This window comes from Parafrankia sp. Ea1.12 (genome assembly GCF_900465275.1).
Taxonomy (GTDB): Bacteria; Actinomycetota; Actinomycetes; order Frankiales; family Frankiaceae; genus Parafrankia; species Parafrankia soli.
Genome location: NZ_UBIZ01000436.1, coordinates 1 through 23,618, shown reverse-complemented (window position 1 = coordinate 23,618; position 23,618 = coordinate 1). Strand labels below are relative to the sequence as shown.

Below are 23,618 nucleotides of genomic sequence, written 5' to 3'. Positions count from 1 at the left end.
CCGGTGGCCTGCGGCCCCATCGCGCTCTCCCACACCACGACACGGTCGTCACGGGTCACTCCGGCCCGGACCGCCGTGAGCGACACGACGCCCGGCGGGACGCCACAGGGCAGGAGCCCGCCGCCCATGATGGGCGACGGGCTCCTGCCCGGACCAGAGATCGACGCGAGCGGTCGGACCGTGCGGCGGCCGACCGACATGGTCAGCTCTCCGGCTTGGTGTCCTTGGCCTCGGTCGTCGCCGCGTCGTCCGCGGCGCCGGCCTCGGCGGTGGGCTGCTCCGCCTGGGCCTCGGCCGCCACCGCGGCGGCGGTCGGCGACTCGTTCTTGAGGTCGTCGGCGGCCTCCGCCGTCGCCCCGGTCGGAGCCTTGCGGGCCGCGAACCGGGTGCCGCGGGCACGCTCGGCCTCGGAGACGGCCGTCTGTGCGACGGTCAGCGCCTCGACCAGCTCGATGCGGGCCATCGGCGCCGCGTCGCCCCGGCGCGGGCCGAGCTTCACGATCCGCGTGTAGCCGCCGGGACGGTCGGCGTAGCGCGGGCCGATCTCGGTGAAGAGCGTGTGGACGACCGAGTTGTTCCGGACGACCCGCATGACCCGGCGCCGCGCGTGCAGGTCACCTCGCTTCGCGTGGGTGACCAGGCGCTCGGCGTAGGGGCGCAGCCGGCGCGCCTTGGCCTCGGTGGTCGTGATGCCGCCGTGCTCGAACAGCGCGGTGGCGAGGTTGGCCAGCAGCAGCCGCTCATGTGCGGGGCTGCCGCCGAGCCGGGCGCCCTTGGTTGGCGTGGGCATGATGGGTGCTCCTCGTTCCTTTCGCTGCTCTCCAGGCGCCGCCGGGAAGCACGGCTAGGCCCCCGGTGGACGTGTGCCCCGGCGCCCGGCTGGAACCGGGCGCCCGGGGACACGGTCAGATCAGTACTGTTCGGTCTCGACGAACTCGCGACCGTCGTCGGACGGGTCGGAGAACGACGGGTTGTACGTGTCGGTGCCGTACGTGTCGACGGCCTGGCGCGGGTCGAACCCGGGCGGGGAGTCCTTGAGCTGCAGGCCCATGGCACCCAGCTTGGTCTTGACCTCGTCGATCGACTTCTGCCCGAAGTTGCGGATGTCGAGCAGGTCCGCCTCGCTGCGGGACACCAGCTCACCGATGGTGTGGATGCCCTCGCGCTTGAGGCAGTTGTACGAGCGGACGGTCAGGTCCATCTCCTCGATCGGCAGCGCCAGGTCGGCGGCCAGGGCGGCGTCCGCCGCGGACGGGCCGATGTCGACGCCCTCCGCCTCGGCGTTGAGCTCCTGGGCCAGCCCGAACAGGCCGACGAGGGTCTTGCCGGCGCTGGCCATCGCGTCCCGCGGGGAGATCGACTGCTTCGTCTCCACGTCGACGATGAGCCGGTCGAAGTCCGTGCGCTGCTCCACACGGGTCGCCTCGACCTTGTAGGTGACCTTCAGCACCGGGGAGTAGATGGAGTCGATCGGAATGCGACCGATCTCCTGGCCCGGCTGCTTGTTCTGGGCGGCGCTGACGTAGCCACGGCCCCGCTCGACGGTCAGCTCGATCTCGAGCTTGCCCTTGTCGTTGAGGGTGGCCAGGTGCAGGTCGGGGTTGTGCACCTCGACGCCGGCCGGGGGGGCGATGTCGGCCGCGGTGACCTCACCGGGGCCCTGCTTGCGCAGGTACATCACGGTCGGCTCGTCGTTGTCGGAGCTGACGACCAGTTCCTTGAGGTTCAGGATCAGGTCGGTCACGTCCTCCTTGACCCCGGGAACGGTGGAGAACTCGTGGAGGACGCCGTCCACCCGGATGCTCGTCACGGCCGCGCCCGGGATGGAGGACAGCAGGGTGCGGCGCAGCGAGTTGCCGAGGGTGTAGCCGAAGCCCGGCTCGAGCGGCTCGATCACGAAGCGCGACCGGAACTCGGAGATCGGGTCCTCGGCGAGCGAGGGACGCTGAGCGATCAGCATGAGAGAACTTCCTTCCGAACACGGCGACCGCCATATGACGCCGTGGATGCCCCTGAAGAGGAGCCGGCACGGGGGCATCGGTCCGCCCCCGCACCACACAACAGTACGCCCGGGCCTCCGCGGCCCACCGTGATCCCCTTGGATCCCCGTGCGCCGCCACCATGCCCGGGCCCCGGGCCGAGCGGGAATGATCCGTGGCCCGGTCGCCGCCCGGCCCCGGCACGAGACCGGGGGCCGACGCGGACCCGGCGCCGGCACGAGACCGGCGCCGGACGGCGGCGACTACTTCGAGTAGAGCTCGACGATCAGCTGCTCCTGCACCTGGGTGTCGATCACCTGGCGCGCGGGCAGCGAGTGGACGAGCAGGCGCATCTGGCTGGGGATGGCCTCGATCCACGGCGGGACGGTGCGGCCGGTCCCCGCGGTCTCGCGGGCCACGATGAACGGGGTGAGCTCGCGCGACTTCGGCGCGATCTCCACGATGTCGTTCTCGGTGACCCGGTAGCTCGGGATGTCGACCTTGCGGCCGTTGACCTGCACGTGACCGTGCCGGACGGCCTGGCGGGCGGCGTCACGGGACGGCGCGAAGCCACCCCGGTAGACCACGTTGTCCAGGCGCGACTCGAGGATCTTCAGCAGCTCGTCACCGGTCTTGCCGGCGCGGCGGTTCGCCTCGTCGTAGTAGCCCCGGAACTGCTTCTCCAGAATGCCGTAGATGCGCGCGCACTTCTGCTTCTCGCGCTTCTGCAGCAGGTACTCGGAGTCCTTCGTGCGGCCACGGCCGTGCTCGCCCGGCGGGTACGGCCGGATCTCGATCGGGCACTTCGGGGTCTCGCACTTGCTGCCCTTGAGGAACAGCTTCGTCTTCTCGCGGCGGCAACGCTTGCAGTCCGCGCCGGTGTAACGGGCCATGCTTGTCCTTCTCTCTCGTATCCCTGGCGCGGACTTCAGACCCGGCGACGCTTCGGCGGGCGGCAGCCGTTGTGCGGGGTGGGGGTGACGTCCTGGATCGCCCCGACCTCCAGGCCGGCGGCCTGCAGCGAGCGGATCGCCGTCTCCCGGCCGGAACCGGGACCCTTCACGAAGACGTCGACCTTGCGCATCCCGTGCTCCTGCGCCTTGCGGGCCGCGTTCTCGGCGGCCATCTGCGCGGCGAACGGGGTCGACTTGCGGGAGCCCTTGAAGCCGACGTGGCCGGCCGACGCCCACGAGATCACGTTCCCGCTGGGGTCCGTGATCGAGACGATCGTGTTGTTGAACGTGCTCTTGATGTGAGCGTGCCCGTGGGCGACGTTCTTCTTTTCTTTCCGCCGGACCTTCTTGACGCCGGCGGCGCGTGTCTTGGGAGGCATAACCCGTGGTCTCCGTCTACGAGGTCGTCGATCAGCGGTCGTGGAGCCCGGGCACCGAGGCCCGGGAGTGACCGGTGACTACTTCTTGCCGGCCTTCTTCTTCCCGGCGATGGCGCGGCGCGGGCCCTTGCGGGTACGCGCGTTGGTGTGCGTGCGCTGGCCGTGGACGGGAAGGTTGCGGCGGTGACGGAGACCCTGGTAGCAGCCGATCTCCATCTTGCGGCGAATGTCCTGCTTGATCTCACGGTTGAGATCGCCCTCGACGCGGTAGTTCGCGTCGATCCACTCCCGAAGCTTCTGGACCTCGTCGTCGGTGAGGTCACGGACCCGGGTGTCCGGGTTGACCCCGGTTGCGGCGAGGGTGTCCCGGGAGCGGCTGCGACCGATCCCGAAGATGTAGGTCAGCGCGATCTCAACCCGCTTCTCGCGGGGAAGGTCGACGCCGGAAAGGCGTGCCATGACGCGGTGGTTCCTTCCTGAACCCGGAGGTCTCGGGCGACACCGCCCCCGCCTCGGCCCGGACGCCGACGCCGCCCTGACGGGTGGCACCGGTCCGTGAAACCGACGAGGCCCCGGCCTCCGACCGGGGGTGGGAACCGCGTGACGCGGCCTGGTGTCGCTTCTGGCGGCGGGCCTGCTGCCCGCCAGATGTCACCGGCGGGCCCCAGGGCCCGCCGGTGATGGTCGGCGGGCCAGTGGCCCGCCGACCGTCATCAGCCCTGGCGCTGCTTGTGGCGCAGGTTGTCGCAGATGACCATGACACGCCCGTGACGGCGGATCACCTTGCACTTGTCGCAGATCTTCTTCACGCTCGGCTTGACCTTCACGGCCGCACGAACCTCCACACGCAGCCGTGGGCCGCGCTCGCTGGTGAGATGACGACTACTTGTAGCGGTAGACGATGCGACCGCGGGACAGGTCGTATGGCGAGAGCTCCACCACCACCCGGTCCTCGGGAAGGATCCGGATGTAGTGCTGACGCATCTTGCCACTGATGTGGGCGAGAACACGATGACCGTTCTGGAGCTCCACCCGGAACATGGCGTTCGGGAGCGGCTCCACCACTCGGCCTTCGATCTCGATGGCCCCGTCCTTCTTCGGCATGTCCTCCGCTGTCCTGACGTCGACGCTGGGATGACGGCCCGGACGCGCATGGGGCGAGCGATCGAGCACCCGAGAGTGCGCTCACGCGGGGTCACCGCGCGGGGTCACCGTACGAAACGATGGACACCGACAACGCTGTAGACCGTCGACTCATGAGTGTACGTGCCGCATCCGTCAAGGGCCAACACGGGCCCCACACGACCCCGATCGGACCGACGGGCGGGGCTGATCGCTCAGCCTGTGGGTGCGTCGGCGGGCTGCCCGCAGACCACACCCAGCTCCGCGAACCTCGCCACGCCGCCGTCGGGCTCGGTGAGCACCCACGGACCACGCGGGGTGACAGCGACGGAGTGCTCGGTGTGGGCGGCGAGCGAGCCGTCCTTGGTCGCGACCGTCCACTCGTCCTCGAGGATGACGGTGTCCGGCGAGCCAAAAGTGATCATCGGCTCGATCGCGAGCGCGACGCCCTCGACCAGCTTCATCCCCCGGCCGGCCCGGCCGTAGTTCAGCACATGCGGCGGCTGGTGCATCTCCGACCCGATGCCGTGACCGCCGTAGTGGTCGACGATGCCGTAGCCGTGAGGGAGGATGTGCCGTTCGACCGCGTTGCTGATGTCCGTCAGCCGGCCGCCGAGCTGCGCGGCGGCAAGACCGCGCCACAGGGCCTCGTCGCAGACCCGGAGCATGTCCAGGACCTCGGAGGGCACCTCGCCGACCGGGACGGTGATCGCGGCGTCGCCGTGCCAGCCGTCGACGATCGCGCCGCAGTCGATGGAGATGATGTCCCCCTCGCGCAGCACCCGGCGCCGGCTGGGGATCGCGTGGACCACCTCGTTGTTCACCGAGCTACAGATCGAGGCCGGGTACGGAGGGTGCGCGTAGCCCTTGAAGGACGGGATGCCCCCGTCGGCACGGATCGTCTTCTCCGCGAGGGCGTCGAGATCCTCCGTGGTGATGCCCGGAGCCACCGCCGCGCGCAAGGCCGCCAGGGTCTTCGCGACGAGCAGCCCGGCCACCCGCATCTTGGCGATCTCGTATGCCGTCTTGATCTGGACGTGCTCTCGTCGTGCCACGCTCTACCCGGTCCCGTCCCTCAGTAGTGTTCGCGACGTACAGGTGCCCGTCGCCTCGTCTGAGCCCGGCCGGGGTCCGAACCCCGCCGGCGCTGCCGCCCCGGCACGGGCCTGCCGCGCCCATATCCCCCGTGGGCGCGCTCCCGCGTCCGTTCCCCTACCGACGATAACCGTCCGCGGTGACCGAGATGAGGGCTCGTTCGTCAAGAGCGGATGTCCCCGGCGAAAAACGTGCGCGCATGGCGCCTGCGAGCCGCAGGACCTCAACTGCCCGGGGCCCCCGTAGGCCGGGGCCCGCCGACCTGCCGGCGAGGCCCTCAGGGGCCGCACGGCGCCAGGCCACGGGCAGCCCCCCGCCGCCCGGCCTCGGACCACCGCAGCCGTGTCCATGCCCGGGACCGCCGCGCTCCGGAACGCCGGGCCTCGGGCCGCCGAGCCCGCGTTCCGTGCGGGAAACGCAGGAGACGCGAGGTATGGCGGAGTCACGGCGCGGCGAGCGGGGCGGCCTCGGTCAGTCGCCGTAGTGGCGCAGCGCGTCCAGGGCACGATCGGTCACGTTGTCGACCGGGCCGGTCGCGTCGATGCCGATGAGCACGCCCTTGGCCGCGTAGTAGGCGACAAGCGGGGAGGTCTGCTCCGCATACACCTCGAGGCGGTGGCGCACCGTCTCAGGACGGTCGTCATCGCGCTGGAACAGCTCCCCCGAGCACCGGTCACAGATTCCCTCGACCCGGGACGGGTCGAAGTCGAGGTGCCAGATGTGCCCGCAGTTCCGGCAGGTCCGCCGGCCGGAGAGCCGCCGCACCACCTCGTCGTCGTCGACGACCAACTCGAGGACCACATCGAGACGCGTACCCATCGCGTCCAGCATTCCGCCGAGCACCTCGGCCTGCGGGACGTTGCGCGGGAAGCCGTCCAGGAGGAAGCCCTTGACCGCGTCGTCCTCGGCGAGACGGTTGCGCACCATGCCAATGGTGATCTCGTCGGGGACGAGGTCGCCGGAGTCCATGAACGCCTTCGCCTGGACACCAAGTTCGGTTCCCTCGCGGACGTTCGCCCGGAAGATGTCGCCGGTCGAGATCTTCGGAATGGATCTCGCCTGCGCGATGAAGGCAGCCTGCGTCCCCTTGCCGGCGCCTGGCGGTCCGACCAGTACGAGGCGCACTACCGGAGGAATCCTTCGTAGTTGCGCAGCATGAGCTGGCTTTCAATCTGTTTCACGGTCTCCAGCCCCACTCCCACCATGATCAGAACCGAGGTACCAGCAAACGGGAAGGGCTGGTCCTTCGTCAGGTTGAGAAGCGCCAACGGCAACACCGTGATGACCCCCAGGAACAGCGAGCCAGGGAGGGTGATGCGGGACAGCACGTGATCCAGGTATTCGGCCGTGGGCCGGCCGGGTCGGATCCCGGGGATGAACCCGCCGTACTTTCTCATGTTGTCGGCGACCTCCGTCGGGTTGAAGGTGATCGCGACATAGAAGTACGTGAAGAAGATGATCAGCGCACCGTAGGCCACGAGGTAGAGCGGGTGGTCCCCGCGGGACAGGTAGCGCTGCTCGAAGTCCTGGAAGGTCTGGTTGCTCCACATCTGGCCCACGAGCTGCGGGAGCTGGAGCAGCGAGGAGGCGAAGATGACCGGGATGATGCCGGCCTGGTTCACCTTGATCGGGAGGTAGGTCGACGTCCCGCCGTACATCCGGCGCCCGATCAGCCGCTTCGCGTACTGCACCGGGATGCGGCGCTGCGACTGCTCGACGAACACCACGAACACCACGATGGCCAGACCGAGCAGGATCACGAGACTGAACACGACGCCACCGGCGACCTGGAGGATCCGTCCGCCCTGGGAGGGCAGGGCCGCCGCGATCGAGGTGAAGATCAGCAGGGACATGCCGTTGCCCACGCCGCGGGCGGTGATCAGCTCACCCATCCACATGATGACCGCGGTTCCAGCGGTCATAGTGATCACGATGGTGACGATGCGGAAGAGGCTCGTGTCCGGGATGATCTGGGCGCTGCAGCCAGGGAAGAGCCGGCCGCTGCGGGCGAGCGCCACGATGCCGGTGGCCTGGAGGACGCCCAGGGCGACCGTCAGGTAACGGGTGTACTGGGTGAGCTTCTGCTCACCCGAGCTGCCTTCCTTCTTGAGCTGCTCGAGCCGCGGAATCACCACCACCAGAAGCTGGATGATGATGCTGGAGGTGATGTACGGCATGATGCCGAGCGCGAACACCGAGAGCTGAAGGAGAGCGCCACCGCTGAAGAGGTTGATCAGCGAGTACACGTTGTTGCTTTCGGCGCTGGCCGAGTCCAGACACGCGTTCACCGCCGCCGTGGAGACGCCGGGCGACGGCATGACGCTGCCGAACCGGAACAGGACGACGATGCCGAGGGTGAAGAGCAGTTTCTTCCGCAGGTCGGGCGTGCGGAAGGCCCGCGTGAAGGCGGTGAGCACGACTCCTCCTGCTGATCCTTACGGCTGACGGGACGGACTCGATGTCCGGTACGGATCGCCGCTGGCCGCCGAAGCCGACCGTACGCGGTGAGGCGACTCTAACAGCACCCGAGGCCCACTCGTCCGGACATCACTCGCGGTAGGCACCGGTGTACTCGAGACTCAGAGCGAGGAGGCACCTGTTGCAGCGTTACCGGCGAGCCCTTACACCGCCTGCCGGCCTCCTCCGCACCCCACAGCGGCCACTACGCGGCGTCACGATTCAGGGCCCCGTACTCGGGTCATCCGACGGCCACCAGGCTCGCGGTGACACCGGCGACCGACTGCGGTGCGCTGGCCGGAGAACGCACGAACGCCTCGGGACGGGTAGGTCACCCCACCCGTCCCGAGGCATTCTCACGCCTGGGTGACACTGCCCCCGGCGGCTTCGATCTTCTGCTTCGCCGAACCGGAGAAGGCATGCGCCGTCACCTGGACGGCCACGCCGATCTCACCGTCACCGAGCACCTTCACCAGCGACTTGCCCCGAACCGCGCCGGCTGCGACCAGCTCGTCGACGCCGATCGTGCCGCCGTCGGGGAACAGCTCCTCCAGGGTGGCGACGTTCACCACCTGGTACTCGGTGCGGAACCGGTTACGGAAGCCCTTGAGCTTGGGAACCCGCATGTGCAGGGGCATCTGGCCGCCCTCGAAGCGCGCCGGCACCTGCTTGCGTGCCTTCGAGCCCTTGGTACCACGGCCGGCCGTCTTGCCCTTGGAACCCTCACCGCGGCCCACCCGCTGCTTCTTCTTGTGGGCACCCGGCGCCGGGCGAAGGTGGTGGACCTTCAGCCCGCGGCCGCGCTCCTGCGCGGTGGCGGAGTCCGACTTCTCCAGCGTCTTCTCGGCCATCAGGAGTCCACCTCCTCGACCCGGACGAGATGGGTCACGGTCGCGATCATCCCGAGAACCTCGGGACGGTCGTCACGGACGGTGCTCGCGTTGATCTTGCGCAGCCCCAGCGTGCGCAGCGTCTCGCGCTGGTTGCGGGTGCCGCCGATCCCGGAGCGGATCTGGGTGATGCGCAGCTTGGCCATTACGCACCGACCCCGGCCGCCCGCGCACGCAGCATCGCCGGCGGAGCGACATCCTCCAGCGGCAGCCCACGGCGGGCGGCGATCTCCTCGGGACGCATCAACCCGCGCAGCGCGGCGACGGTCGCATGCACGATGTTGATCGGGTTGGACGACCCGAGCGACTTCGACAGTACGTCGTGCACCCCGGCGCACTCCAGCACGGCGCGCACCGGACCACCGGCGATGACACCGGTACCGGGCGAGGCGGGCTTGAGCAGCACGACCCCGGCGGCCTCCTCACCCTGCACCGGGTGCGGGATGGTGGAGCCGATGCGCGGGACCTTGAAGAAGTGCTTCTTGGCCTCCTCGACCCCCTTGGCGATCGCCGCGGGGACCTCCTTGGCCTTTCCGTAGCCGACGCCGACGGTGCCGTCCGCGTCGCCCACCACGACGAGCGCCGTGAAGCTGAACCGACGCCCGCCCTTCACGACCTTCGCCACGCGGTTGATGGCGACGACCCGCTCGACATAAGCGGTCTTCTCCTGCGCCGGGCCACCGCCCGAACGGTCGCGGCGCTCGCGGCGGTCGGAACCGCCGGAGCCGCCTCCGCGGCGCTGCTGGCCTGGCATCTAGAACATCTCCCTAGTGGATGTGATCATCAGAAGTTCAGCCCGCCCTCGCGGGCCGCGTCCGCCAGCGCGGCGATCCGCCCGTGGTACGTACGACCGCCCCGGTCGAACACCACGGCGTCGATCCCGGCGGCGCGGGCGCGCTCGGCGACGAGCCGACCGACCTCGCGGGCCTTGGCGCTCTTGTCCCCGTCGGAGGCGCGCAGCCCGTCCTCCAACGTGGACGCAGAGGCCAGCGTGTGCCCGGCGACGTCGTCGATGACCTGGGCGTAGATGTGCCGCGAGGACCGGGTGACGACGAGACGCGGCCGGATCGGGGTGCCCGACACCTTCTTGCGCACGCGGACGTGGCGGCGGAGCTTGGCCGTCCGCCGGCGCGCACTGGCGCTGAGGCTCACTGCCATGTCTGTCTACCTACTTCCCGGTCTTCCCGACCTTGCGGCGAACGACCTCGCCCTGGTACCGCACACCCTTGCCCTTGTAGGGGTCGGGCTTGCGCAGTCCGCGGATCTTGGCGGCGACCTCGCCCACCTGCTGCTTGTCGATGCCGTGCACGACGAAGCGGGTGGGGGTCTGCACCTCGAACCGGATCCCCTCAGGGGCCTTCACCGGTACCGGGTGGCTGTAGCCGAGGGCGAACTCGAGGTCCGAGCCGCGGGCCTGGACCCGGTATCCGACTCCGACGATCTCCAGAGTCTTCGAGTACCCGGCGGTGACCCCGACGACCATGTTGGACACCAGGGTGCGGGTGAGGCCGTGCAGCGCGCGGCTACGCCGCTCGTCGTTCGGCCGGTTGACGATGAGCTGACCGTCCTCGCGGACGACCTCGATCGGCTCCGCGACCGTGTGGCTCAGCGAGCCCTTGGGGCCCTTGATCGTGACCTTGGGGCCGTCGAGAGAGATCTCCACGCCGGTGGGAACACTGATGGGCTGGCGCCCGATCCGTGACATCGTTCGCCTTCCTTACCAGACGTAGGCGAGGACTTCCCCGCCCACGCGCCGCTTGCCGGCCTGCCTGTCGGTCAGAAGACCCGACGAGGTGGAGATGATCGCGACGCCCAGGCCACCGAGGACCTTCGGCAGGTTCGTCGACTTCGCGTACACACGCAGACCCGGCTTGCTGATCCGCTTCACACCCGCGATCGACCGCTCCCGGTTGGGGCCGTACTTCAGGTCGACGATCAGCGTGCGGCCGACCGCGCCTTCGGCGGGGTCCTCGACGTGCCAGCCGAGGATGTAGCCCTCCTGCTGGAGGATCTCGGCGATGTGCGTCTTGATCTTGCTGTGCGGCATCACCACCCGGTCGTGATAAGCCCGGTTGGCGTTGCGGACACGGGTGAGCATGTCCGCGATCGGATCGGTCATCGTCATGGCTTGACGCCTTTCTCACGGGGGTTCCCGCCGCTCGCGCACGAGGTGCGCGGGCCTACCGCGATCGTGTGTTGAACTACCAGGAGCTCTTGGTCACGCCGGGCAGCTCGCCGCGGTGGGCCATCTGCCGCAGGCACACCCGGCACAGGCCGAACACCCGGTAGACAGAGCGCGGACGGCCACACCGCTGGCAGCGGGTGTAGCCGCGGACGGCGTACTTGGGCTTGCGGGCGGCCTTTTCGACCAGCGCCTTCTTCGCCATTTCTCAGCTCTCCCGGAACGGGAAGCCCAGCGCCCTCAGCAGCGCCCGGCCCTCGTCGTCGTTGGTCGCGGTGGTCACGACCGTGATGTCCATGCCCCGGACCCGGTCGATCCGGTCGATGTCGATCTCGTGGAAGATCGACTGCTCGATGACGCCGAACGTGTAGTTCCCGGCGCCGTCGAACTGCTTCGGCGAGAGCCCGCGGAAGTCGCGGATGCGGGGAAGCGCGATCGTGACCAGACGGTCCAGGAACTCCCACATCCGGTCACCGCGCAGGGTCACCTTCGCCCCGATGGGCTGGCCCTCGCGCAGCTTGAACTGGGCGATGGACTTCTTCGCCCGGCGCACCGCCGGCTTCTGGCCGGTGATGGCCGCAAGGTCCCTGGTCGCGCCGTCGATCAGCTTCGCGTCCCGGGCCGCGTCGCCGACGCCCATGTTGACGACGACCTTCACCACGCCGGGGATCTGCATGACGTTGCCGTAGGAGAACTCCTCCCGCAGCGCCGGGGCGATCTCCTCGCGGTACCGCTGCTTCAGCCGCGGGACCGGCCGGGCTTCCGTGGTCACACTCATGTCTCGTTTCCTAGCCTTGCGCCGGGGGCCTAGAGCTCGGCACCGGTGCGGCGCGAGATCCGGACCTTGGTGCCGTCGTCGTTGAAGCGGTAACCGACGCGGGTCGGACGGCCGTCGGACGGGTCGACGATCATCACGTTGCTGACGTGGATCGGCGCCTCCTGGGTGACGATCCCGCCGGACTGCGAGCCACGCGAGCTCTGCTGGACGCGGGTGTGCCGGGTGACCCGGTTGGCGCCCTCGACCACGACCTTGTTCTGGTCGGGGATGGCCCGGATGACCTTGCCCTTCAGGCCGCGGTCCTTGCCCGTGACGATCTGGACCGTGTCGCCCTTCTTGATCTTCATACCGGCCACGGTCTACAGCACCTCCGGCGCCAGCGAAATAATCTTCATGAAACGCTTGTCCCGCAGCTCGCGGCCGACCGGCCCGAAGATGCGGGTACCACGGGGGTCTCCCCCGTCCCGGATGAGCACCGCGGCGTTCTCGTCGAAACGGATGTAGGAGCCGTCCGGGCGCCGCCGTTCCTTCTTGGTGCGCACCACGACCGCCTTGACCACGTCGCCGCGCTTCACGCCGGCGCCGGGCAGGGCGTCCTTCACCGTGCCGACGATGATGTCGCCGATCCCCGCGTAACGACGCCCAGAGCCGCCGAGCACCCGGATGCACAGAATTTCCCTGGCTCCGGTGTTGTCGGCGACCCGAAGTCGCGACTCCTGCTGAATCACTTTCCGCTCCTGATCACCCGTTGCCGCCCGACCGCCGCCGACCGGCTCTACTCACTGCCACCGGTGACGACCGCGAGGTCTGCGTGTCCGGCCGGCGGCGGGCCCGCCTCACGCGAGCCCTGCCACCGGCCGATCCACCGCGATCCCCAGAGGGACCTACTTCGCCTTCTCGAGGATCTGGACGACCCGCCAGCGCTTGGTGGCCGACAGCGGCCGCGTCTCCATCAGCAGGACGCGGTCGCCGACACCGACGGTGCCGTTCTCGTCGTGCGCCTTGACCCTCTTGGTACGGCGGATCGTCTTGCCGTAGAGCGGGTGCTGGACCCGGTCCTCGACAGCGACGACCACCGTCTTCTGCATCTTGCCGCTGATCACCAGACCCTCACGCACCTTGCGGAAGCCGCGCTCGGAAGGCGCCTCCTCGGTGCTGGGGGTGGGGGTGCTGTCCGTGCTGACTTCGCTCACGTCTTCTCCGCTCACTGCGCTCACGCCCGATCCGACTCGGCGGCGTCCACCGCGACGGCCGGATCGCCGCTCATCCCGAGCTCGCGCTCACGCATGACCGTGTAGATCCGGGCGATGTCCCGGCGGACGTCACGCAGCCGGCGGTTGTTGCGAAGCTGCCCGGTCGCGGCCTGGAAGCGGAGGTTGAACAGCTCCTCCTTGGCCTCGCGCAGCTTGTCGACCAACTCGGTGGCGGGCAGGCTGCGCAGGTCGTCCGTTGTCGTGACGGCCATCAGGCACCACCCTCACGGGTCACGAAACGGCACTTCATCGGCAGCTTGTGGATGGCGCGCCGCATCGCCTCACGGGCGACCGGCTCGGCCACGCCGGAAAGCTCGAACATGATGCGTCCGGGCTTCACGTTCGCGACCCACCACTCCGGCGAGCCCTTGCCGGAACCCATCCGGGTCTCGGCGGGCTTCTTCGTCAGCGGGCGGTCCGGATAGATGTTGATCCAGACCTTTCCACCACGCCGGATGTGCCGGGTCATCGCGATACGCGCCGACTCGATCTGCCGGTTCGTCACGTAGGCCGACTCCAGCGACTGGATCGCGTACTCACCGAAGGCGATCCTGGTGCCGCCCTTGGCCGCGCCCGTCCGCTTCGGGTGGTGCTGCTTGCGGTGCGCGACCTTCCGGGGAATAAGCATGTTTTCCTAACCCTCCGCCTTCTCCGGCGCGCCCTGGGCCTCGGCGGTCGTCACTGCGGCCGGGGCCGCGGTGGTCTCGGGCGTGACCGCCGGGGTCTCCACCGGCGTGCCCTCGACCGCGGCCGACTCGGTCGCCGGCTTCTCCGCCGGGGCCTTCTCGGCGGCGGAAGCCTTCTCCGCCGAGCCGCCACCGCCACCGCTGCCACCACGACCGCGGCGGTCGCCGGCGCGGGCCGCGGCCCGACCGGCGTCCGTCCCGCCCTGCGTGGTGCCGGACGAGCCCGAGCGCGGCCCGCGGCGCGGGCGCTCCCGGCGCTGCTGACGCAGCAGGGCCTCCTGGGCCTCCCGCTCCGCGCGGCTCTGGACGATGTCGCCCTTGTAGATCCAGACCTTCACGCCGATCCGGCCGAAGTTCGTCCGGGCCTCGTAGAAGCCGTAGTCGATGTCCGCGCGCAGCGTGTGCAGCGGCACCCGGCCCTCGCGGTAGAACTCCGACCGGCTCATCTCGGCGCCGCCGAGGCGGCCCGAGCACTGGACCCGGATTCCCTTGGCGCCGCTCTTCATCGCGGACTGCATCGCCTTACGCATCGCGCGGCGGAAGCTGACCCGGCTGGAGAGCTGCTCGGCGACGCCCTGCGCCACGAGCTGCGCGTCGACCTCGGGGTTCTTCACCTCGAGGATGTTGAGCTGCACCTGCTTGCCGGTCAGCTTCTCGAGGTCACCGCGGATGCGGTCGGCCTCGGCGCCACGCCGGCCGATCACGATGCCCGGGCGGGCGGTGTGGATGTCCACCCGCAGCCGACCCTGGGTGCGCTCGATGTCGACCCGGCTGATGCCGGCCCGCTCCATGCCCTTGGACATCATCTTGCGAATCTTGACGTCCTCACCGACGTACGCCTTGTACTGCTTGTCGGCGTACCAACGGGAGGTGAACTCCGACGTGATGCCAAGTCGGAACCCGTGCGGGTTTACCTTCTGCCCCACTACCGGGCCCTCCTTGTAGTCCTGGCGCCGGCGCCAGTGGACACCGGTTCCCGGCTCTCCACCACGACCGTGATGTGGCTGGTGCGCTTGCGGATCCGGTAGGCCCGGCCCTGCGCGCGCGGCCGGATGCGCTTGAGCGTCGGCCCCTCGTCCACATAGGCGGCGCCGATCCACAGCGTCGCCGGGTCGAGGTTGTGGTTGTTCTCCGCGTTCGCCACCGCGCTCGCCACGACCTTGTAGACATCCGTGCTCGCCGCCTGGGGCGCGAACCGGAGGATGTCGAGCGCCTCGCTCGCGGACCGGCCGCGGACCAGGTCGACGACCCGACGGGCCTTGGTCGGCGAGGTGTGCACGTATCGAGCGGTCGCCTTCGCGCCGGGCAGGCCGGCGCGGGTCAGGCCGTCGACGAGGTCGTCAGCCACGGCGTGACCTCCGGTCCTCCTTGACGTGCCCGCGGAAGGTGCGCGTGGGCGCGAACTCGCCGAGCTTGTGCCCGACCATTCCCTCGGTGATGAACACGGGGACGTGCTTGCGCCCGTCGTGCACGGCGATGGTGTGGCCCAGCATGTCGGGGATCACGGTCGAACGACGCGACCAGGTCCGGATGACGTGCTTGGTGCCCTTGGCGTTCTGCGCGTCCACCTTCTTGAGCAGGTGGTCGTCGACGAACGGGCCCTTTTTCAGACTGCGTGGCATGGCTGTGTCTCCTCCTTCCTGCTCAGTGGTGGGTGCGGATCGAGCTGGCCGGCGGCCGGGCGAGCAGAGTCATGACTACCGCCGCCTGTTCTGCTTGCGGCGCCGGACGATCAGCGCGTCGCTGGACTTCTTGGTGCGGCGGGTGCGGCCCTCCGGACGGCCCTTCGGGTTGACCGGGTGGCGGCCACCGGAGGTCTTGCCCTCACCACCACCGTGCGGGTGGTCGACCGGGTTCATCGCGACACCACGCACGGTGGGCCGACGGCCCTTCCAGCGCATGCGGCCGGCCTTGCCCCAGTTGATGTTGCTCTGCTCGGCGTTGCCGACCTCGCCGACGGTGGCGCGGCAGCGCACGTCGACGTTGCGGATCTCACCGGAGGGCATCCGGAGCTGGGCGTACGGCCCGTCCTTCGCGACGAGCTGCACACTGGTGCCGGCGCTGCGAGCGATCTTGGCGCCGCCGCCGGGACGCAGCTCGATGGCGTGGACCACGGTGCCGGTCGGGATGTTGCGCAGCGGCAGGGCGTTGCCCGGCTTGATGTCCGCGCCGACACCCGAGCTGACCATGTCGCCCTGGTGCAGCTTCACCGGGGCGAGGATGTAGCGCTTCTCGCCGTCGACGTAGTGCAGCAGGGCGATCCGCGCGGTGCGGTTCGGGTCGTACTCGATGTGCGCGACCTTGGCCGGCACGCCGTCCTTGTCCCGCCGGAAGTCGATGATCCGGTAGGCCCGCTTGTGGCCGCCGCCCTGGTGGCGGGTCGTGATCCGCCCGTGGACGTTGCGGCCGCCCTTGGAGTGCAGCGGGCGAACGAGCGACTTCTCGGGGTGATCACGGGTGATCTCGACGAAGTCGGCGACGCTCGACCCACGACGCCCCGGCGTCGTCGGCTTGTACCTGCGAATACCCATGCTCTACTTCCGATCCGACGCCGGGCCGAGCGGCACCCGGGTACGCCCCACGCGGGTGTCAGGCACCGGGGCCTCCGAAGATCTCAATGCTGTCACCGGGCGCGAGGCTGACGAGCGCCCGCTTGGTGGCCGAGCGGTGTCCCCAGCCGTGCTTGGTCCGCTTGCGCTTGCCCGCCCGGTTGATCGTGTTGACCCGGGTGACCCGCACGTTGAAGATCTTCTGCACGGCGAGCTTGATCTGGGTCTTGTTCGCGTCGGGGCGGACGATGAACGTGTAGACGTTCTCGTCGAGCAGGCCGTAGCTCTTCTCGGAGACGACCGGCCGGAGAATGATGTCTCGCGGGTCGGGGATCACTTGTCCTCCTCCTCGCCGGCTGAGGTCGCCGGACGGGAGGCGCGACCGAGGTACGCGGTGAGCGCGCCCTCGGTGAACACCACGTCGTCACTCACCAGCACGTCGTAGGTGTTGAGCTGGCCCGGGTCGAGCAGGTGGACCTCGGCCACGTTGCGCAGGCTGAGCCAGGTCAGCTCGTCCGAGCGGAGGGCCACGACCAGGACGCGGCGCGCGTCCACCAGGCTGGTCAGCGCGGCCACAGCCGACTTGGTCGACGGGGTGTCACCGGCGACCAGCGACGAGACCACGTGCAGCCGGTTGTTGCGGGCCCGGTCCGACAGGGCCCCGCGCAGCGCGGCGGCCTTCATCTTCTTGGGTGTCCGCTGGTCGTAGTTGCGCGGCGTCGGGCCGTGGACGATGCCACCGCCGGTGAACTGCGGCGCGCGCAGCGAGCCCTGCCGTGCCCGGCCGGTGCCCTTCTGGCGGTACGGCTTGCGCCCACCGCCACGGACCTCGCCGCGGGTCTTCGTGGAGTGCGTGCCCTGCCGGGCCGCGGCGAGCTGCGCCACGACGACCTGGTGGATCAGCGGCACGTTCACCGGCACGTCGAACACCGCGCCGGGCAGCTCGACGCTGCCGGCGTCGCCGCCCGCGGGGGCGTGCACCGGGACCGTGCGGTCCACCGGCGCGTCCGCCTCGGCGGGGGCTTCCTTCGTCATCGTTGCCGTCGGGCTCATGCCGAGGCCTCCTCACCGGTGCCGGCGGCCGCGGCCGCCACCGGAGCGGCCGGCTCCGGAGCGGGGCGCTTGGCCGCGCTGCGAACGAAGACCAGACCGCCGTCGGGGCCGGGAATCGCACCCTTGATCAGCAGGAAGCCGCGCTCGGTGTCGACGGCGTGGATGGTCAGCCCAGCCACGGTCACACGGTCGTGCCCCATCCGGCCGGCCATCCGCAGGCCCTTGAAGACCCGCCCCGGAGTGGCACAGCCGCCGACGGAACCCGGCGAGCGGTGCTTGCGCTCGACGCCGTGACCGGCGCCCAGGCCCTTGAAGCCGTGCCGCTTCATGACACCGGCGAAGCCCTTGCCCTTGGAGGTGCCGGTGACGTCGACCACCTGGCCGGCGTCGAACACCTCACCGGTCAGCTGCTGGCCGGGCCGGTAGTTGCCGGCGTCCGCGGTGCGCAGCTCGACGAGGTGCCGCCGGGGAGTGGCACCGGAGGTCTCGAAGTGGCCGCGCATCGGCTTGTTGATCCGGCGCGGGTCGATCTCGCCGTAGCCGAGCTGGACGGCCGAGTAGCCGTCGGAGTCGGGTGTCTTGACCTGGGTCACGACGTTGGGGCCGGCCTGGATGACGGTGACCGGCACGACGCGGTTGTTCGCGTCCCATACCTGGGTCATCCCGAGCTTGGTGCCCAGGAGCCCTCTGTAATTGCGGTTGAGCATGACTGGCGCCGGCCCCTCTTACAGCTTGATCTCGATGTCCACGCCGGCGGGCAGGTCGAGGCGCATCAGCGAGTCGACCGTCTTCGGCGTCGGGTCAAGAATGTCGATCAGCCGCTTGTGCGTCCGCATCTCGAAGTGCTCGCGGCTGTCCTTGTACTTGTGCGGCGACCGGATGACGCAGTAGACGTTCTTCTCCGTCGGCAGCGGCACCGGACCCGCGACCTGCGCACCGGTACGCGTCACGGTCTCGACGATCTTCCGCGCCGAGCTGTCGATGACCTCGTGGTCATAGGCCTTGAGCCGGATGCGGATCTTCTGTGCCGCCATGGTGGGCTTCGCCTGTCCTGTCTGTCTCGTCCGGCCGGTATCACTACCGGGTCCCCGTCGACCTCTTCCCGCTCCGCGGCGCGGGCCGCCGCCGGAAAGGGCGGGCGGCCCGGCGGGTCCGGGTTCGTGCCGGGTGTACCGCCTTGTCTGGTGCCCCGTCGGCCGCGCGTGCGCGGCCCTCGCGGGCGGCTTGCGATCCTGGTCGCGACGCGGAGCGTTACGCCCCGGCGTGGCCGGCCAGCAACAGCGGGCGGCGGGACCCCTTGGGGCACCCGCCGCCCGCCGCCACTACTTGATGACCTTCAGAACCTGACCCGCACCGACGGTCCGGCCACCCTCACGGATGGCGAACCGCAGGCCCTCCTCCATGGCGATCGGCTGGATGAGCTCGACCGTCATCTCGGTGTTGTCGCCCGGCATGACCATCTCGGTGCCCTCGGGGAGGGTCACGACGCCGGTCACGTCGGTGGTGCGGAAGTAGAACTGCGGCCGGTAGTTCTTGAAGAACGGCGTGTGCCGGCCACCCTCGTCCTTGTTGAGGATGTAGACGCGCGCCTCGAACACCGTGTGGGGGGTGATCGACTTCGGCTTCACGATGACCTGGCCGCGCTCGACGTCCTCGCGCTTGATGCCACGGAGGAGGAGGCCGACGTTGTCACCGGCCTGGCCCTCGTCGAGCAGCTTGCGGAACATCTCGACGCCGGTCACGGTCGTCGTGGTGGTCTCCGGCTTGATGCCGACGATCTCCACGGTCTCGTTGACCTTGACGATTCCACGCTCGATACGACCCGTGACGACCGTGCCACGACCCGTGATCGTGAACACGTCCTCGATCGGCATGAGGAACGGCCGGTCGATGTCACGCTCGGGCTCGGGGATGGACGCGTCCACCGCCGCCATGAGCTCGAGGAGCTTCTCGCCCCACTCCTTGTCGCCCTCCAGCGCCTTGAGCGCGGAGACGCGGATGACCGGGACGTCGTCGCCGGGGAACTCGTAGGTGTTCAGGAGCTCCCGGACCTCGAGCTCGACGAGCTCGAGGATCTCCTCGTCGTCGACCATGTCGGCCTTGTTCAGCGCCACGACGATGTACGGCACGCCGACCTGGCGGGCCAGGAGCACGTGCTCCTTCGTCTGCGGCATGGGGCCGTCGGTCGCCGAGACCACCAGGATCGCGCCGTCCATCTGCGCGGCACCCGTGATCATGTTCTTGATGTAGTCGGCGTGCCCGGGGCAGTCGACGTGCGCGTAGTGCCGCGCGTCGGTCTGGTACTCGACGTGCGCGATCGAGATCGTGATCCCGCGGGCCTTCTCCTCCGGCGCCTTGTCGATCTGGTCGAACGGCGTGAACGGGTTGAGGTCCGGGTGCGCGTCGTGCAGGACCTTCGTGATCGCGGCCGTCAGCGTCGTCTTGCCATGGTCGATGTGACCGATGGTCCCGATGTTGACGTGCGGCTTGGTCCGCTCGAACTTCTGCTTCGCCACTGGTGTCCCTCCAAGGACGGGTGGTGTCGTGCTGTGTTGTCGTCAGTGGTGCCGGCAGCCCGGCCCGGCGGGCCTGCTACTCGCCCCTCGCCTTCGCGATGATGTCCTTGGCGACGTTCTGCGGGACTTCGGCGTAGGAGTCGAACTGCATCGAGTAGCTCGCCCGCCCGGAGGTCTTCGACCGCAGGTCGCCGACGTACCCGAACATCTCCGAGAGCGGCACCAGGGCCTTGACGATCCGGGAACCGCCCCGCTCGTCCATGGCCTGGATCTGCCCACGCCGCGAGTTGAGGTCGCCGATCACGTCGCCCATGTGGTCCTCGGGCGTCGTGACCTCGACCGACATCATCGGCTCGAGGATGACCGGGTCGGCCTTCCGGGCCGCGTCCTTGAAGGCCATGGAACCGGCGATCTTGAAGGCGAGCTCGGAGGAGTCGACCTCGTGGAACTGGCCGTCCCGTAGCGTGACCTTGACGTCGACGAGCGGGTAACCGGCCAGGACGCCGAACTCCATGGCCTCCTGGCAGCCGGCGTCCACCGACGGGATGAACTCCCGCGGGATGCGTCCGCCGGTCACCTTGTTCTCGAACTCGTAGCCGCCGCCGTCGCCGCCGGAGGGCTCCAGGTCGATGATCACGCGGGCGTACTGCCCGGACCCACCCGTCTGCTTCTTGTGGGTGTAGTCGACCTTCTCCACCTTGCGGCGGATGGTCTCGCGGTAGGCCACCTGCGGCTTGCCGACGTTCGCCTCGACGCCGTACTCGCGGCGCATCCGGTCGACGAAGACCTCGAGATGCAGCTCACCCATACCGGCGATGACCGTCTGACCGGTCTCCTCGTCGGTGCGGACCTGGAAGGTCGGGTCCTCTTCGGTGAGCCGCTGGATCGCGGTGCCCAGCTTCTGCTGGTCAGCCTTCGTCTTCGGCTCGATGGCGACGTCGATGACCGGGGCAGGGAAGATCATCGACTCGAGGATGACCGGCGAGTTCGGGTCACACAGCGTGTCGCCGGTGGTGGTGTTCTTCAGGCCCACCACGGCCACGATCTGACCCGCGCCCACACCGTCCCGGTCCTCCCGGTGGTTGGCGTGCATCTGCAGGATGCGGCCGATGCGCTCCTTGCGGTCCTTGGTCGAGTTGAGCACCGCGGTACCGCTGGTGATCTTGCCGGAGTACACCCGGATGTAGGTCAGCTTGCCGACGTACGGGTCCGACATGATCTTGAAGGCCAGCGCCGAGAACGGCGCGTCGTCGTCAGCCTCGCGGACGATCTCGGTTTCTTCCTTGCCGACCGCGTGGCCGGTGACCGAGCCGATGTCCGTCGGCGAGGGGAGGAAGTCGACAACCGCGTCGAGCATGGGCTGCACGCCCTTGTTCTTGAACGCGGAACCACAGAGCACCGGGTTGACCTTGCTGGCCACCGTGGACCGCCGCAGCGCCGCCATGAGCTGCTCCTCGGTGGGCTCGACGCCCTCGAGGTAGAGCTCCATGAGCTCGTCGTCGTTCTCGGCGACGGTCTCGACCAGCTTCTCCCGCCATTCCTGCGCGGCTTCGGCGTGGTCGGTCGGGATGTCGACGGTCTCGAACGAGGCGCCCTTGTCCTCGGTGTGCCAGAGCAGGCCCTTCATGCGGATCAGGTCGATCACGCCACGGAAGTCCGCCTCGACACCCCAGGGCAGCTGGATGACGGCGGGCGTCGCGTCCAGCCGGTCGACCATCATGTCGACGCAGCGGTGGAACTCGGCGCCGACCCGGTCCATCTTGTTGACGAACGCGATCCGCGGGACGTCGTAGCGGTCGGCCTGCTTCCACACCGTCTCGCTCTGCGGCTCGACGCCGGCGACGGCGTCGAACACCGCGACCGCTCCGTCGAGGACGCGCAGGGACCGCTCCACCTCGACGGTGAAGTCGACGTGGCCCGGGGTGTCGATGATGTTGATGGTGTGGTCACGCCACGAGCAGGTGGTGGCGGCGGAGGTGATGGTGATCCCCCGCTCCTGCTCCTGCTCCATCCAGTCCATCGTGGCGCCACCCTCGTGGACTTCACCGATCTTGTAGTTCACACCGGTGTAGAAGAGGATGCGCTCGGTGGTCGTGGTCTTGCCTGCGTCGATGTGGGCCATGATCCCGATGTTCCGGGTCGCGGCCAGTGCGGCACGTGCGTCAGCAGCCATGATGAGTTACCAGCGGTAGTGGGCGAAGGCCTTGTTGGACTCCGCCATCTTGTGGGTGTCCTCCCGGCGCTTCACGCTCGCGCCGAGGCCGTTGCTCGCGTCGATCAGCTCGTTCATCAGGCGCTCGGTCATCGTCTTCTCACGACGGCCGCGGGAGTACCCGACGATCCAGCGCAGCGCGAGCGTGGTGCTGCGGCCCGCGCGGACCTCGACCGGCACCTGGTAGGTGGCGCCACCTACTCGGCGGCTGCGCACCTCCAGCGTGGGCTTGACGTTGTCCAGCGCACGCTTGAGCGTGACGACCGGGTCGTTGCCGGTCTTGTTCTTGGCGCCCTCGAGCGCGCCGTACACGATGCGCTCCGCGACCGACTTCTTGCCGCTCAGCAGCACCTTGTTGACCAGGGCGGTCACCAGCGGCGAGCCGTAGACCGGGTCGACGACGACGGGGTGCTTGGGCGCGGGCCCCTTGCGCGGCATTAGCCCTTCTCCTTCTTCGCGCCGTAGCGGCTGCGAGCCTGCTTCCGGTTACGGACGCCCTGCGTGTCGAGAGCGCCCCGGACAATCTTGTAGCGAACGCCCGGGAGGTCCTTCACACGGCCACCACGCACCAGGACGATCGAGTGCTCCTGCAGGTTGTGACCGACCCCGGGGATGTAGGCCGTGACCTCGATCCCGCTGTTCAGCCGGACGCGTGCCACCTTGCGCAGCGCCGAGTTCGGCTTCTTGGGGGTGGTCGTGTAGACGCGGGTGCACACGCCACGACGCTGCGGGCTCCCCTTGAGTGCCGGGGTCTTGGTCTTCTCGACCTTGTCCTGCCGGCCCTTGCGGACCAGCTGCTGGATCGTGGGCAACGCCGCTCCCGTTCCTTCGTGCCTCGTCGTACTCGCCGGCAGCCATCCCGGATGGCCGGCCTGTCTGCCTGCTGTGTCGCGGTGCCGCTCCTCGCCTGGATGGCACGGAGCGTGAGCGCCGGAGTATCCGTTCCCGACCCACGCGGTCGGGCGTGTCGCGCCCTCTGTAAGTACCGGAAGTCCGATACGTCCCAGAAGGAGCGCGCCTACCCGCCCGACTCTGCCGGACCGAACCCGACTGTCACCGACGGCGGCCTGAGTACCTGACCTGAGCGGTCGGTTCTCGGCGCCACGGCGCCACGTCTGGGCGCAGGACACACGCCAGAGCCACGTGGACTCCGGCCACAGGCGCCAACACTACTCCACGCCCACGTCAAGTGTCGAACGGGGTATCACCCGACGACCACGACAGGCGCGACCGGACGACGGACGTCCTGCCTGCGCCTGGCCGTTGCGCGCTCCACGGACGGACCGGTATCCGCCAACCCGCCGGACCGGTACCGACACAGCCGTCCTCCCACCGGGAAAACAGCCACTGCGAACCCTACCGCCGACCCCTCCGGCCTCCACGAACGCCCTGCCGAAAGGCATCCATCAATTCCTCCGCCCAAGGCCCCGAGACCGGGAAGCCAGGCACCGAGGACCAGACCCAGGGCCCAGGACCGGCACTCAGGACGCGGAGCCGGAGCCGGGACTCGACC

Annotated in this window: 35 protein-coding genes; all 35 read right to left on the bottom strand. The window is 69.2% G+C overall.

Annotated features, from left to right (window positions below):
* Window positions 1–202: 202 nt before the first annotated feature.
* The gene (gene rplQ / locus FMEAI12_RS25645; protein ID WP_071066135.1) at window positions 203–790 is read right to left on the bottom strand and encodes a 50S ribosomal protein L17; all 588 of its coding nucleotides are present in this window, start codon (window positions 788–790) and stop codon (window positions 203–205) included.
* A gap of 120 nt (window positions 791–910) precedes the next feature.
* The gene (locus FMEAI12_RS25640) at window positions 911–1,960 is read right to left on the bottom strand and encodes a DNA-directed RNA polymerase subunit alpha (protein WP_041254923.1); all 1,050 of its coding nucleotides are present in this window, start codon (window positions 1,958–1,960) and stop codon (window positions 911–913) included.
* Between the two features lie 282 nt (window positions 1,961–2,242).
* The gene (rpsD, locus tag FMEAI12_RS25635) at window positions 2,243–2,872 is read right to left on the bottom strand and encodes a 30S ribosomal protein S4 (protein ID WP_018638454.1); all 630 of its coding nucleotides are present in this window, start codon (window positions 2,870–2,872) and stop codon (window positions 2,243–2,245) included.
* Window positions 2,873–2,907: 35 nt separating this feature from the next.
* The gene (gene rpsK, locus FMEAI12_RS25630) at window positions 2,908–3,312 is read right to left on the bottom strand and encodes a 30S ribosomal protein S11 (protein ID WP_020463463.1); all 405 of its coding nucleotides are present in this window, start codon (window positions 3,310–3,312) and stop codon (window positions 2,908–2,910) included.
* A 78-nt stretch (window positions 3,313–3,390) separates the two neighbouring features.
* Window positions 3,391–3,771, bottom strand: a complete 381-nt coding sequence (gene rpsM / locus FMEAI12_RS25625) for a 30S ribosomal protein S13 (RefSeq protein ID WP_018505109.1) — start codon at window positions 3,769–3,771, stop codon at window positions 3,391–3,393.
* A gap of 254 nt (window positions 3,772–4,025) precedes the next feature.
* A complete protein-coding gene (rpmJ, locus tag FMEAI12_RS25620) occupies window positions 4,026–4,139 on the bottom strand; it encodes a 50S ribosomal protein L36 (protein ID WP_003956441.1) in 114 nt (37 codons plus the stop codon).
* 55 nt (window positions 4,140–4,194) lie between these two features.
* Entirely contained in the window at window positions 4,195–4,416 is a 222-nt protein-coding gene (infA, locus tag FMEAI12_RS25615; RefSeq protein ID WP_006541558.1) for a translation initiation factor IF-1, read from the bottom strand.
* 233 nt (window positions 4,417–4,649) lie between these two features.
* Window positions 4,650–5,489: a type I methionyl aminopeptidase gene (map, locus tag FMEAI12_RS25610; protein ID WP_112108125.1), complete on the bottom strand. Its 840-nt coding sequence runs from the start codon at window positions 5,487–5,489 to the stop codon at window positions 4,650–4,652.
* Window positions 5,490–6,000: 511 nt separating this feature from the next.
* Window positions 6,001–6,654: an adenylate kinase gene (locus FMEAI12_RS25600; protein WP_020463465.1), complete on the bottom strand. Its 654-nt coding sequence runs from the start codon at window positions 6,652–6,654 to the stop codon at window positions 6,001–6,003.
* Window positions 6,654–7,946, bottom strand: a complete 1,293-nt coding sequence (gene secY / locus FMEAI12_RS25595) for a preprotein translocase subunit SecY (RefSeq protein WP_071066138.1) — start codon at window positions 7,944–7,946, stop codon at window positions 6,654–6,656. Before secY ends, FMEAI12_RS25600 begins: the two co-directional genes overlap by 1 nt.
* A 396-nt stretch (window positions 7,947–8,342) precedes the next feature.
* On the bottom strand, window positions 8,343–8,837 hold the full coding sequence (rplO, locus tag FMEAI12_RS25590; RefSeq protein ID WP_071066139.1) for a 50S ribosomal protein L15: 495 nt from the start codon (window positions 8,835–8,837) through the stop codon (window positions 8,343–8,345).
* Window positions 8,837–9,022, bottom strand: coding sequence for a 50S ribosomal protein L30 (gene rpmD, locus FMEAI12_RS25585; RefSeq protein WP_020463468.1), 186 nt, complete (start codon window positions 9,020–9,022; stop codon window positions 8,837–8,839). Before rpmD ends, rplO begins: the two co-directional genes overlap by 1 nt.
* Complete coding sequence (gene rpsE / locus FMEAI12_RS25580) at window positions 9,022–9,630, bottom strand: 30S ribosomal protein S5 (protein WP_018505116.1); 609 nt, start codon at window positions 9,628–9,630, stop codon at window positions 9,022–9,024. The genes rpmD and rpsE overlap by 1 nt, the downstream gene beginning before the upstream one ends.
* Window positions 9,631–9,659: 29 nt before the next feature.
* Window positions 9,660–10,034 (bottom strand): 50S ribosomal protein L18, encoded by a 375-nt coding sequence (gene rplR / locus FMEAI12_RS25575; RefSeq protein WP_020463469.1) that lies wholly within the window; start codon window positions 10,032–10,034, stop codon window positions 9,660–9,662.
* 10 nt (window positions 10,035–10,044) lie between these two features.
* On the bottom strand, window positions 10,045–10,581 hold the full coding sequence (gene rplF, locus FMEAI12_RS25570; protein ID WP_112108124.1) for a 50S ribosomal protein L6: 537 nt from the start codon (window positions 10,579–10,581) through the stop codon (window positions 10,045–10,047).
* Between the two features lie 12 nt (window positions 10,582–10,593).
* Entirely contained in the window at window positions 10,594–11,001 is a 408-nt protein-coding gene (rpsH, locus tag FMEAI12_RS25565) for a 30S ribosomal protein S8 (RefSeq protein ID WP_018505119.1), read from the bottom strand.
* 76 nt (window positions 11,002–11,077) lie between these two features.
* Complete coding sequence (locus FMEAI12_RS25560; protein ID WP_006539145.1) at window positions 11,078–11,263, bottom strand: type Z 30S ribosomal protein S14; 186 nt, start codon at window positions 11,261–11,263, stop codon at window positions 11,078–11,080.
* Between the two features lie 3 nt (window positions 11,264–11,266).
* Entirely contained in the window at window positions 11,267–11,836 is a 570-nt protein-coding gene (rplE, locus tag FMEAI12_RS25555) for a 50S ribosomal protein L5 (protein ID WP_020463471.1), read from the bottom strand.
* A 29-nt stretch (window positions 11,837–11,865) separates the two neighbouring features.
* A complete protein-coding gene (gene rplX, locus FMEAI12_RS25550) occupies window positions 11,866–12,183 on the bottom strand; it encodes a 50S ribosomal protein L24 (RefSeq protein ID WP_041256661.1) in 318 nt (105 codons plus the stop codon).
* Between the two features lie 12 nt (window positions 12,184–12,195).
* The gene (gene rplN, locus FMEAI12_RS25545) at window positions 12,196–12,564 is read right to left on the bottom strand and encodes a 50S ribosomal protein L14 (protein ID WP_018505122.1); all 369 of its coding nucleotides are present in this window, start codon (window positions 12,562–12,564) and stop codon (window positions 12,196–12,198) included.
* Between the two features lie 156 nt (window positions 12,565–12,720).
* Window positions 12,721–13,029, bottom strand: coding sequence for a 30S ribosomal protein S17 (gene rpsQ, locus FMEAI12_RS25540; RefSeq protein WP_112108123.1), 309 nt, complete (start codon window positions 13,027–13,029; stop codon window positions 12,721–12,723).
* A 20-nt stretch (window positions 13,030–13,049) separates the two neighbouring features.
* The gene (rpmC, locus tag FMEAI12_RS25535; RefSeq protein WP_020463474.1) at window positions 13,050–13,301 is read right to left on the bottom strand and encodes a 50S ribosomal protein L29; all 252 of its coding nucleotides are present in this window, start codon (window positions 13,299–13,301) and stop codon (window positions 13,050–13,052) included.
* Complete coding sequence (rplP, locus tag FMEAI12_RS25530; protein WP_018505125.1) at window positions 13,301–13,717, bottom strand: 50S ribosomal protein L16; 417 nt, start codon at window positions 13,715–13,717, stop codon at window positions 13,301–13,303. The genes rpmC and rplP overlap by 1 nt, the downstream gene beginning before the upstream one ends.
* 6 nt (window positions 13,718–13,723) lie before the next feature.
* Window positions 13,724–14,701, bottom strand: coding sequence for a 30S ribosomal protein S3 (gene rpsC / locus FMEAI12_RS25525; protein ID WP_112108122.1), 978 nt, complete (start codon window positions 14,699–14,701; stop codon window positions 13,724–13,726).
* Complete coding sequence (gene rplV, locus FMEAI12_RS25520) at window positions 14,701–15,123, bottom strand: 50S ribosomal protein L22 (RefSeq protein WP_018505127.1); 423 nt, start codon at window positions 15,121–15,123, stop codon at window positions 14,701–14,703. The genes rpsC and rplV overlap by 1 nt, the downstream gene beginning before the upstream one ends.
* A complete protein-coding gene (gene rpsS, locus FMEAI12_RS25515) occupies window positions 15,116–15,397 on the bottom strand; it encodes a 30S ribosomal protein S19 (protein WP_071066144.1) in 282 nt (93 codons plus the stop codon). The genes rplV and rpsS overlap by 8 nt, the downstream gene beginning before the upstream one ends.
* Window positions 15,398–15,472: 75 nt before the next feature.
* Window positions 15,473–16,306, bottom strand: a complete 834-nt coding sequence (gene rplB, locus FMEAI12_RS25510; protein WP_071066145.1) for a 50S ribosomal protein L2 — start codon at window positions 16,304–16,306, stop codon at window positions 15,473–15,475.
* Window positions 16,307–16,364: 58 nt separating this feature from the next.
* The gene (gene rplW, locus FMEAI12_RS25505) at window positions 16,365–16,661 is read right to left on the bottom strand and encodes a 50S ribosomal protein L23 (protein WP_018505130.1); all 297 of its coding nucleotides are present in this window, start codon (window positions 16,659–16,661) and stop codon (window positions 16,365–16,367) included.
* Window positions 16,658–17,377, bottom strand: a complete 720-nt coding sequence (rplD, locus tag FMEAI12_RS25500; protein WP_071066146.1) for a 50S ribosomal protein L4 — start codon at window positions 17,375–17,377, stop codon at window positions 16,658–16,660. The genes rplW and rplD overlap by 4 nt, the downstream gene beginning before the upstream one ends.
* Window positions 17,374–18,084 carry a 50S ribosomal protein L3 gene (gene rplC / locus FMEAI12_RS25495; RefSeq protein WP_020463478.1) on the bottom strand — a complete coding sequence of 237 codons (711 nt, stop codon included), beginning with the start codon at window positions 18,082–18,084 and terminating at the stop codon, window positions 17,374–17,376. Before rplC ends, rplD begins: the two co-directional genes overlap by 4 nt.
* Before the next feature lie 18 nt (window positions 18,085–18,102).
* The gene (gene rpsJ / locus FMEAI12_RS25490) at window positions 18,103–18,411 is read right to left on the bottom strand and encodes a 30S ribosomal protein S10 (RefSeq protein ID WP_006539131.1); all 309 of its coding nucleotides are present in this window, start codon (window positions 18,409–18,411) and stop codon (window positions 18,103–18,105) included.
* A 288-nt stretch (window positions 18,412–18,699) separates the two neighbouring features.
* Window positions 18,700–19,893 (bottom strand): elongation factor Tu, encoded by a 1,194-nt coding sequence (gene tuf, locus FMEAI12_RS25485; RefSeq protein WP_020463479.1) that lies wholly within the window; start codon window positions 19,891–19,893, stop codon window positions 18,700–18,702.
* A 76-nt stretch (window positions 19,894–19,969) separates the two neighbouring features.
* Window positions 19,970–22,066, bottom strand: a complete 2,097-nt coding sequence (gene fusA, locus FMEAI12_RS25480) for an elongation factor G (RefSeq protein WP_071066147.1) — start codon at window positions 22,064–22,066, stop codon at window positions 19,970–19,972.
* 6 nt (window positions 22,067–22,072) lie between these two features.
* Window positions 22,073–22,543: a 30S ribosomal protein S7 gene (gene rpsG, locus FMEAI12_RS25475; RefSeq protein WP_020463481.1), complete on the bottom strand. Its 471-nt coding sequence runs from the start codon at window positions 22,541–22,543 to the stop codon at window positions 22,073–22,075.
* Entirely contained in the window at window positions 22,543–22,917 is a 375-nt protein-coding gene (gene rpsL, locus FMEAI12_RS25470; protein WP_009740532.1) for a 30S ribosomal protein S12, read from the bottom strand. Before rpsL ends, rpsG begins: the two co-directional genes overlap by 1 nt.
* Window positions 22,918–23,618: the final 701 nt, after the last annotated feature.

Coding starts and splice junctions, on each gene's coding strand:
- rpsD (WP_018638454.1), bottom strand. CDS start 2,872: ATGGCCCGTTACACCGGCGCGGACTGCAAGCGTTGCCGCCGCGAGAAG.
- rplP (WP_018505125.1), bottom strand. CDS start 13,717: ATGCTTATTCCCCGGAAGGTCGCGCACCGCAAGCAGCACCACCCGAAG.
- rplR (WP_020463469.1), bottom strand. CDS start 10,034: ATGGCAGTGAGCCTCAGCGCCAGTGCGCGCCGGCGGACGGCCAAGCTC.
- rplE (WP_020463471.1), bottom strand. CDS start 11,836: ATGAGTGTGACCACGGAAGCCCGGCCGGTCCCGCGGCTGAAGCAGCGG.
- rplD (WP_071066146.1), bottom strand. CDS start 17,377: ATGAGCCCGACGGCAACGATGACGAAGGAAGCCCCCGCCGAGGCGGAC.
- rpmD (WP_020463468.1), bottom strand. CDS start 9,022: ATGGCCAAGCTGCGCATCACCCAGATCCGCTCCGGGATCGGCGGCACC.
- rpsM (WP_018505109.1), bottom strand. CDS start 3,771: ATGGCACGCCTTTCCGGCGTCGACCTTCCCCGCGAGAAGCGGGTTGAG.
- rplF (WP_112108124.1), bottom strand. CDS start 10,581: ATGTCACGGATCGGGCGCCAGCCCATCAGTGTTCCCACCGGCGTGGAG.
- rpsJ (WP_006539131.1), bottom strand. CDS start 18,411: ATGGCGGCACAGAAGATCCGCATCCGGCTCAAGGCCTATGACCACGAG.
- FMEAI12_RS25640 (WP_041254923.1), bottom strand. CDS start 1,960: ATGCTGATCGCTCAGCGTCCCTCGCTCGCCGAGGACCCGATCTCCGAG.
- rpsS (WP_071066144.1), bottom strand. CDS start 15,397: ATGCCACGCAGTCTGAAAAAGGGCCCGTTCGTCGACGACCACCTGCTC.
- rpsE (WP_018505116.1), bottom strand. CDS start 9,630: ATGCCAGGCCAGCAGCGCCGCGGAGGCGGCTCCGGCGGTTCCGACCGC.
- rpsG (WP_020463481.1), bottom strand. CDS start 22,543: ATGCCGCGCAAGGGGCCCGCGCCCAAGCACCCCGTCGTCGTCGACCCG.
- rpsH (WP_018505119.1), bottom strand. CDS start 11,001: ATGACGATGACCGATCCGATCGCGGACATGCTCACCCGTGTCCGCAAC.
- rpmC (WP_020463474.1), bottom strand. CDS start 13,301: ATGGCCGTCACGACAACGGACGACCTGCGCAGCCTGCCCGCCACCGAG.
- FMEAI12_RS25560 (WP_006539145.1), bottom strand. CDS start 11,263: ATGGCGAAGAAGGCGCTGGTCGAAAAGGCCGCCCGCAAGCCCAAGTAC.
- rplX (WP_041256661.1), bottom strand. CDS start 12,183: ATGAAGATCAAGAAGGGCGACACGGTCCAGATCGTCACGGGCAAGGAC.
- rpsK (WP_020463463.1), bottom strand. CDS start 3,312: ATGCCTCCCAAGACACGCGCCGCCGGCGTCAAGAAGGTCCGGCGGAAA.
- rplC (WP_020463478.1), bottom strand. CDS start 18,084: ATGCTCAACCGCAATTACAGAGGGCTCCTGGGCACCAAGCTCGGGATG.
- infA (WP_006541558.1), bottom strand. CDS start 4,416: ATGCCGAAGAAGGACGGGGCCATCGAGATCGAAGGCCGAGTGGTGGAG.
- fusA (WP_071066147.1), bottom strand. CDS start 22,066: ATGGCTGCTGACGCACGTGCCGCACTGGCCGCGACCCGGAACATCGGG.
- rplQ (WP_071066135.1), bottom strand. CDS start 790: ATGCCCACGCCAACCAAGGGCGCCCGGCTCGGCGGCAGCCCCGCACAT.
- rplO (WP_071066139.1), bottom strand. CDS start 8,837: ATGGCCGAGAAGACGCTGGAGAAGTCGGACTCCGCCACCGCGCAGGAG.
- rplB (WP_071066145.1), bottom strand. CDS start 16,306: ATGGGTATTCGCAGGTACAAGCCGACGACGCCGGGGCGTCGTGGGTCG.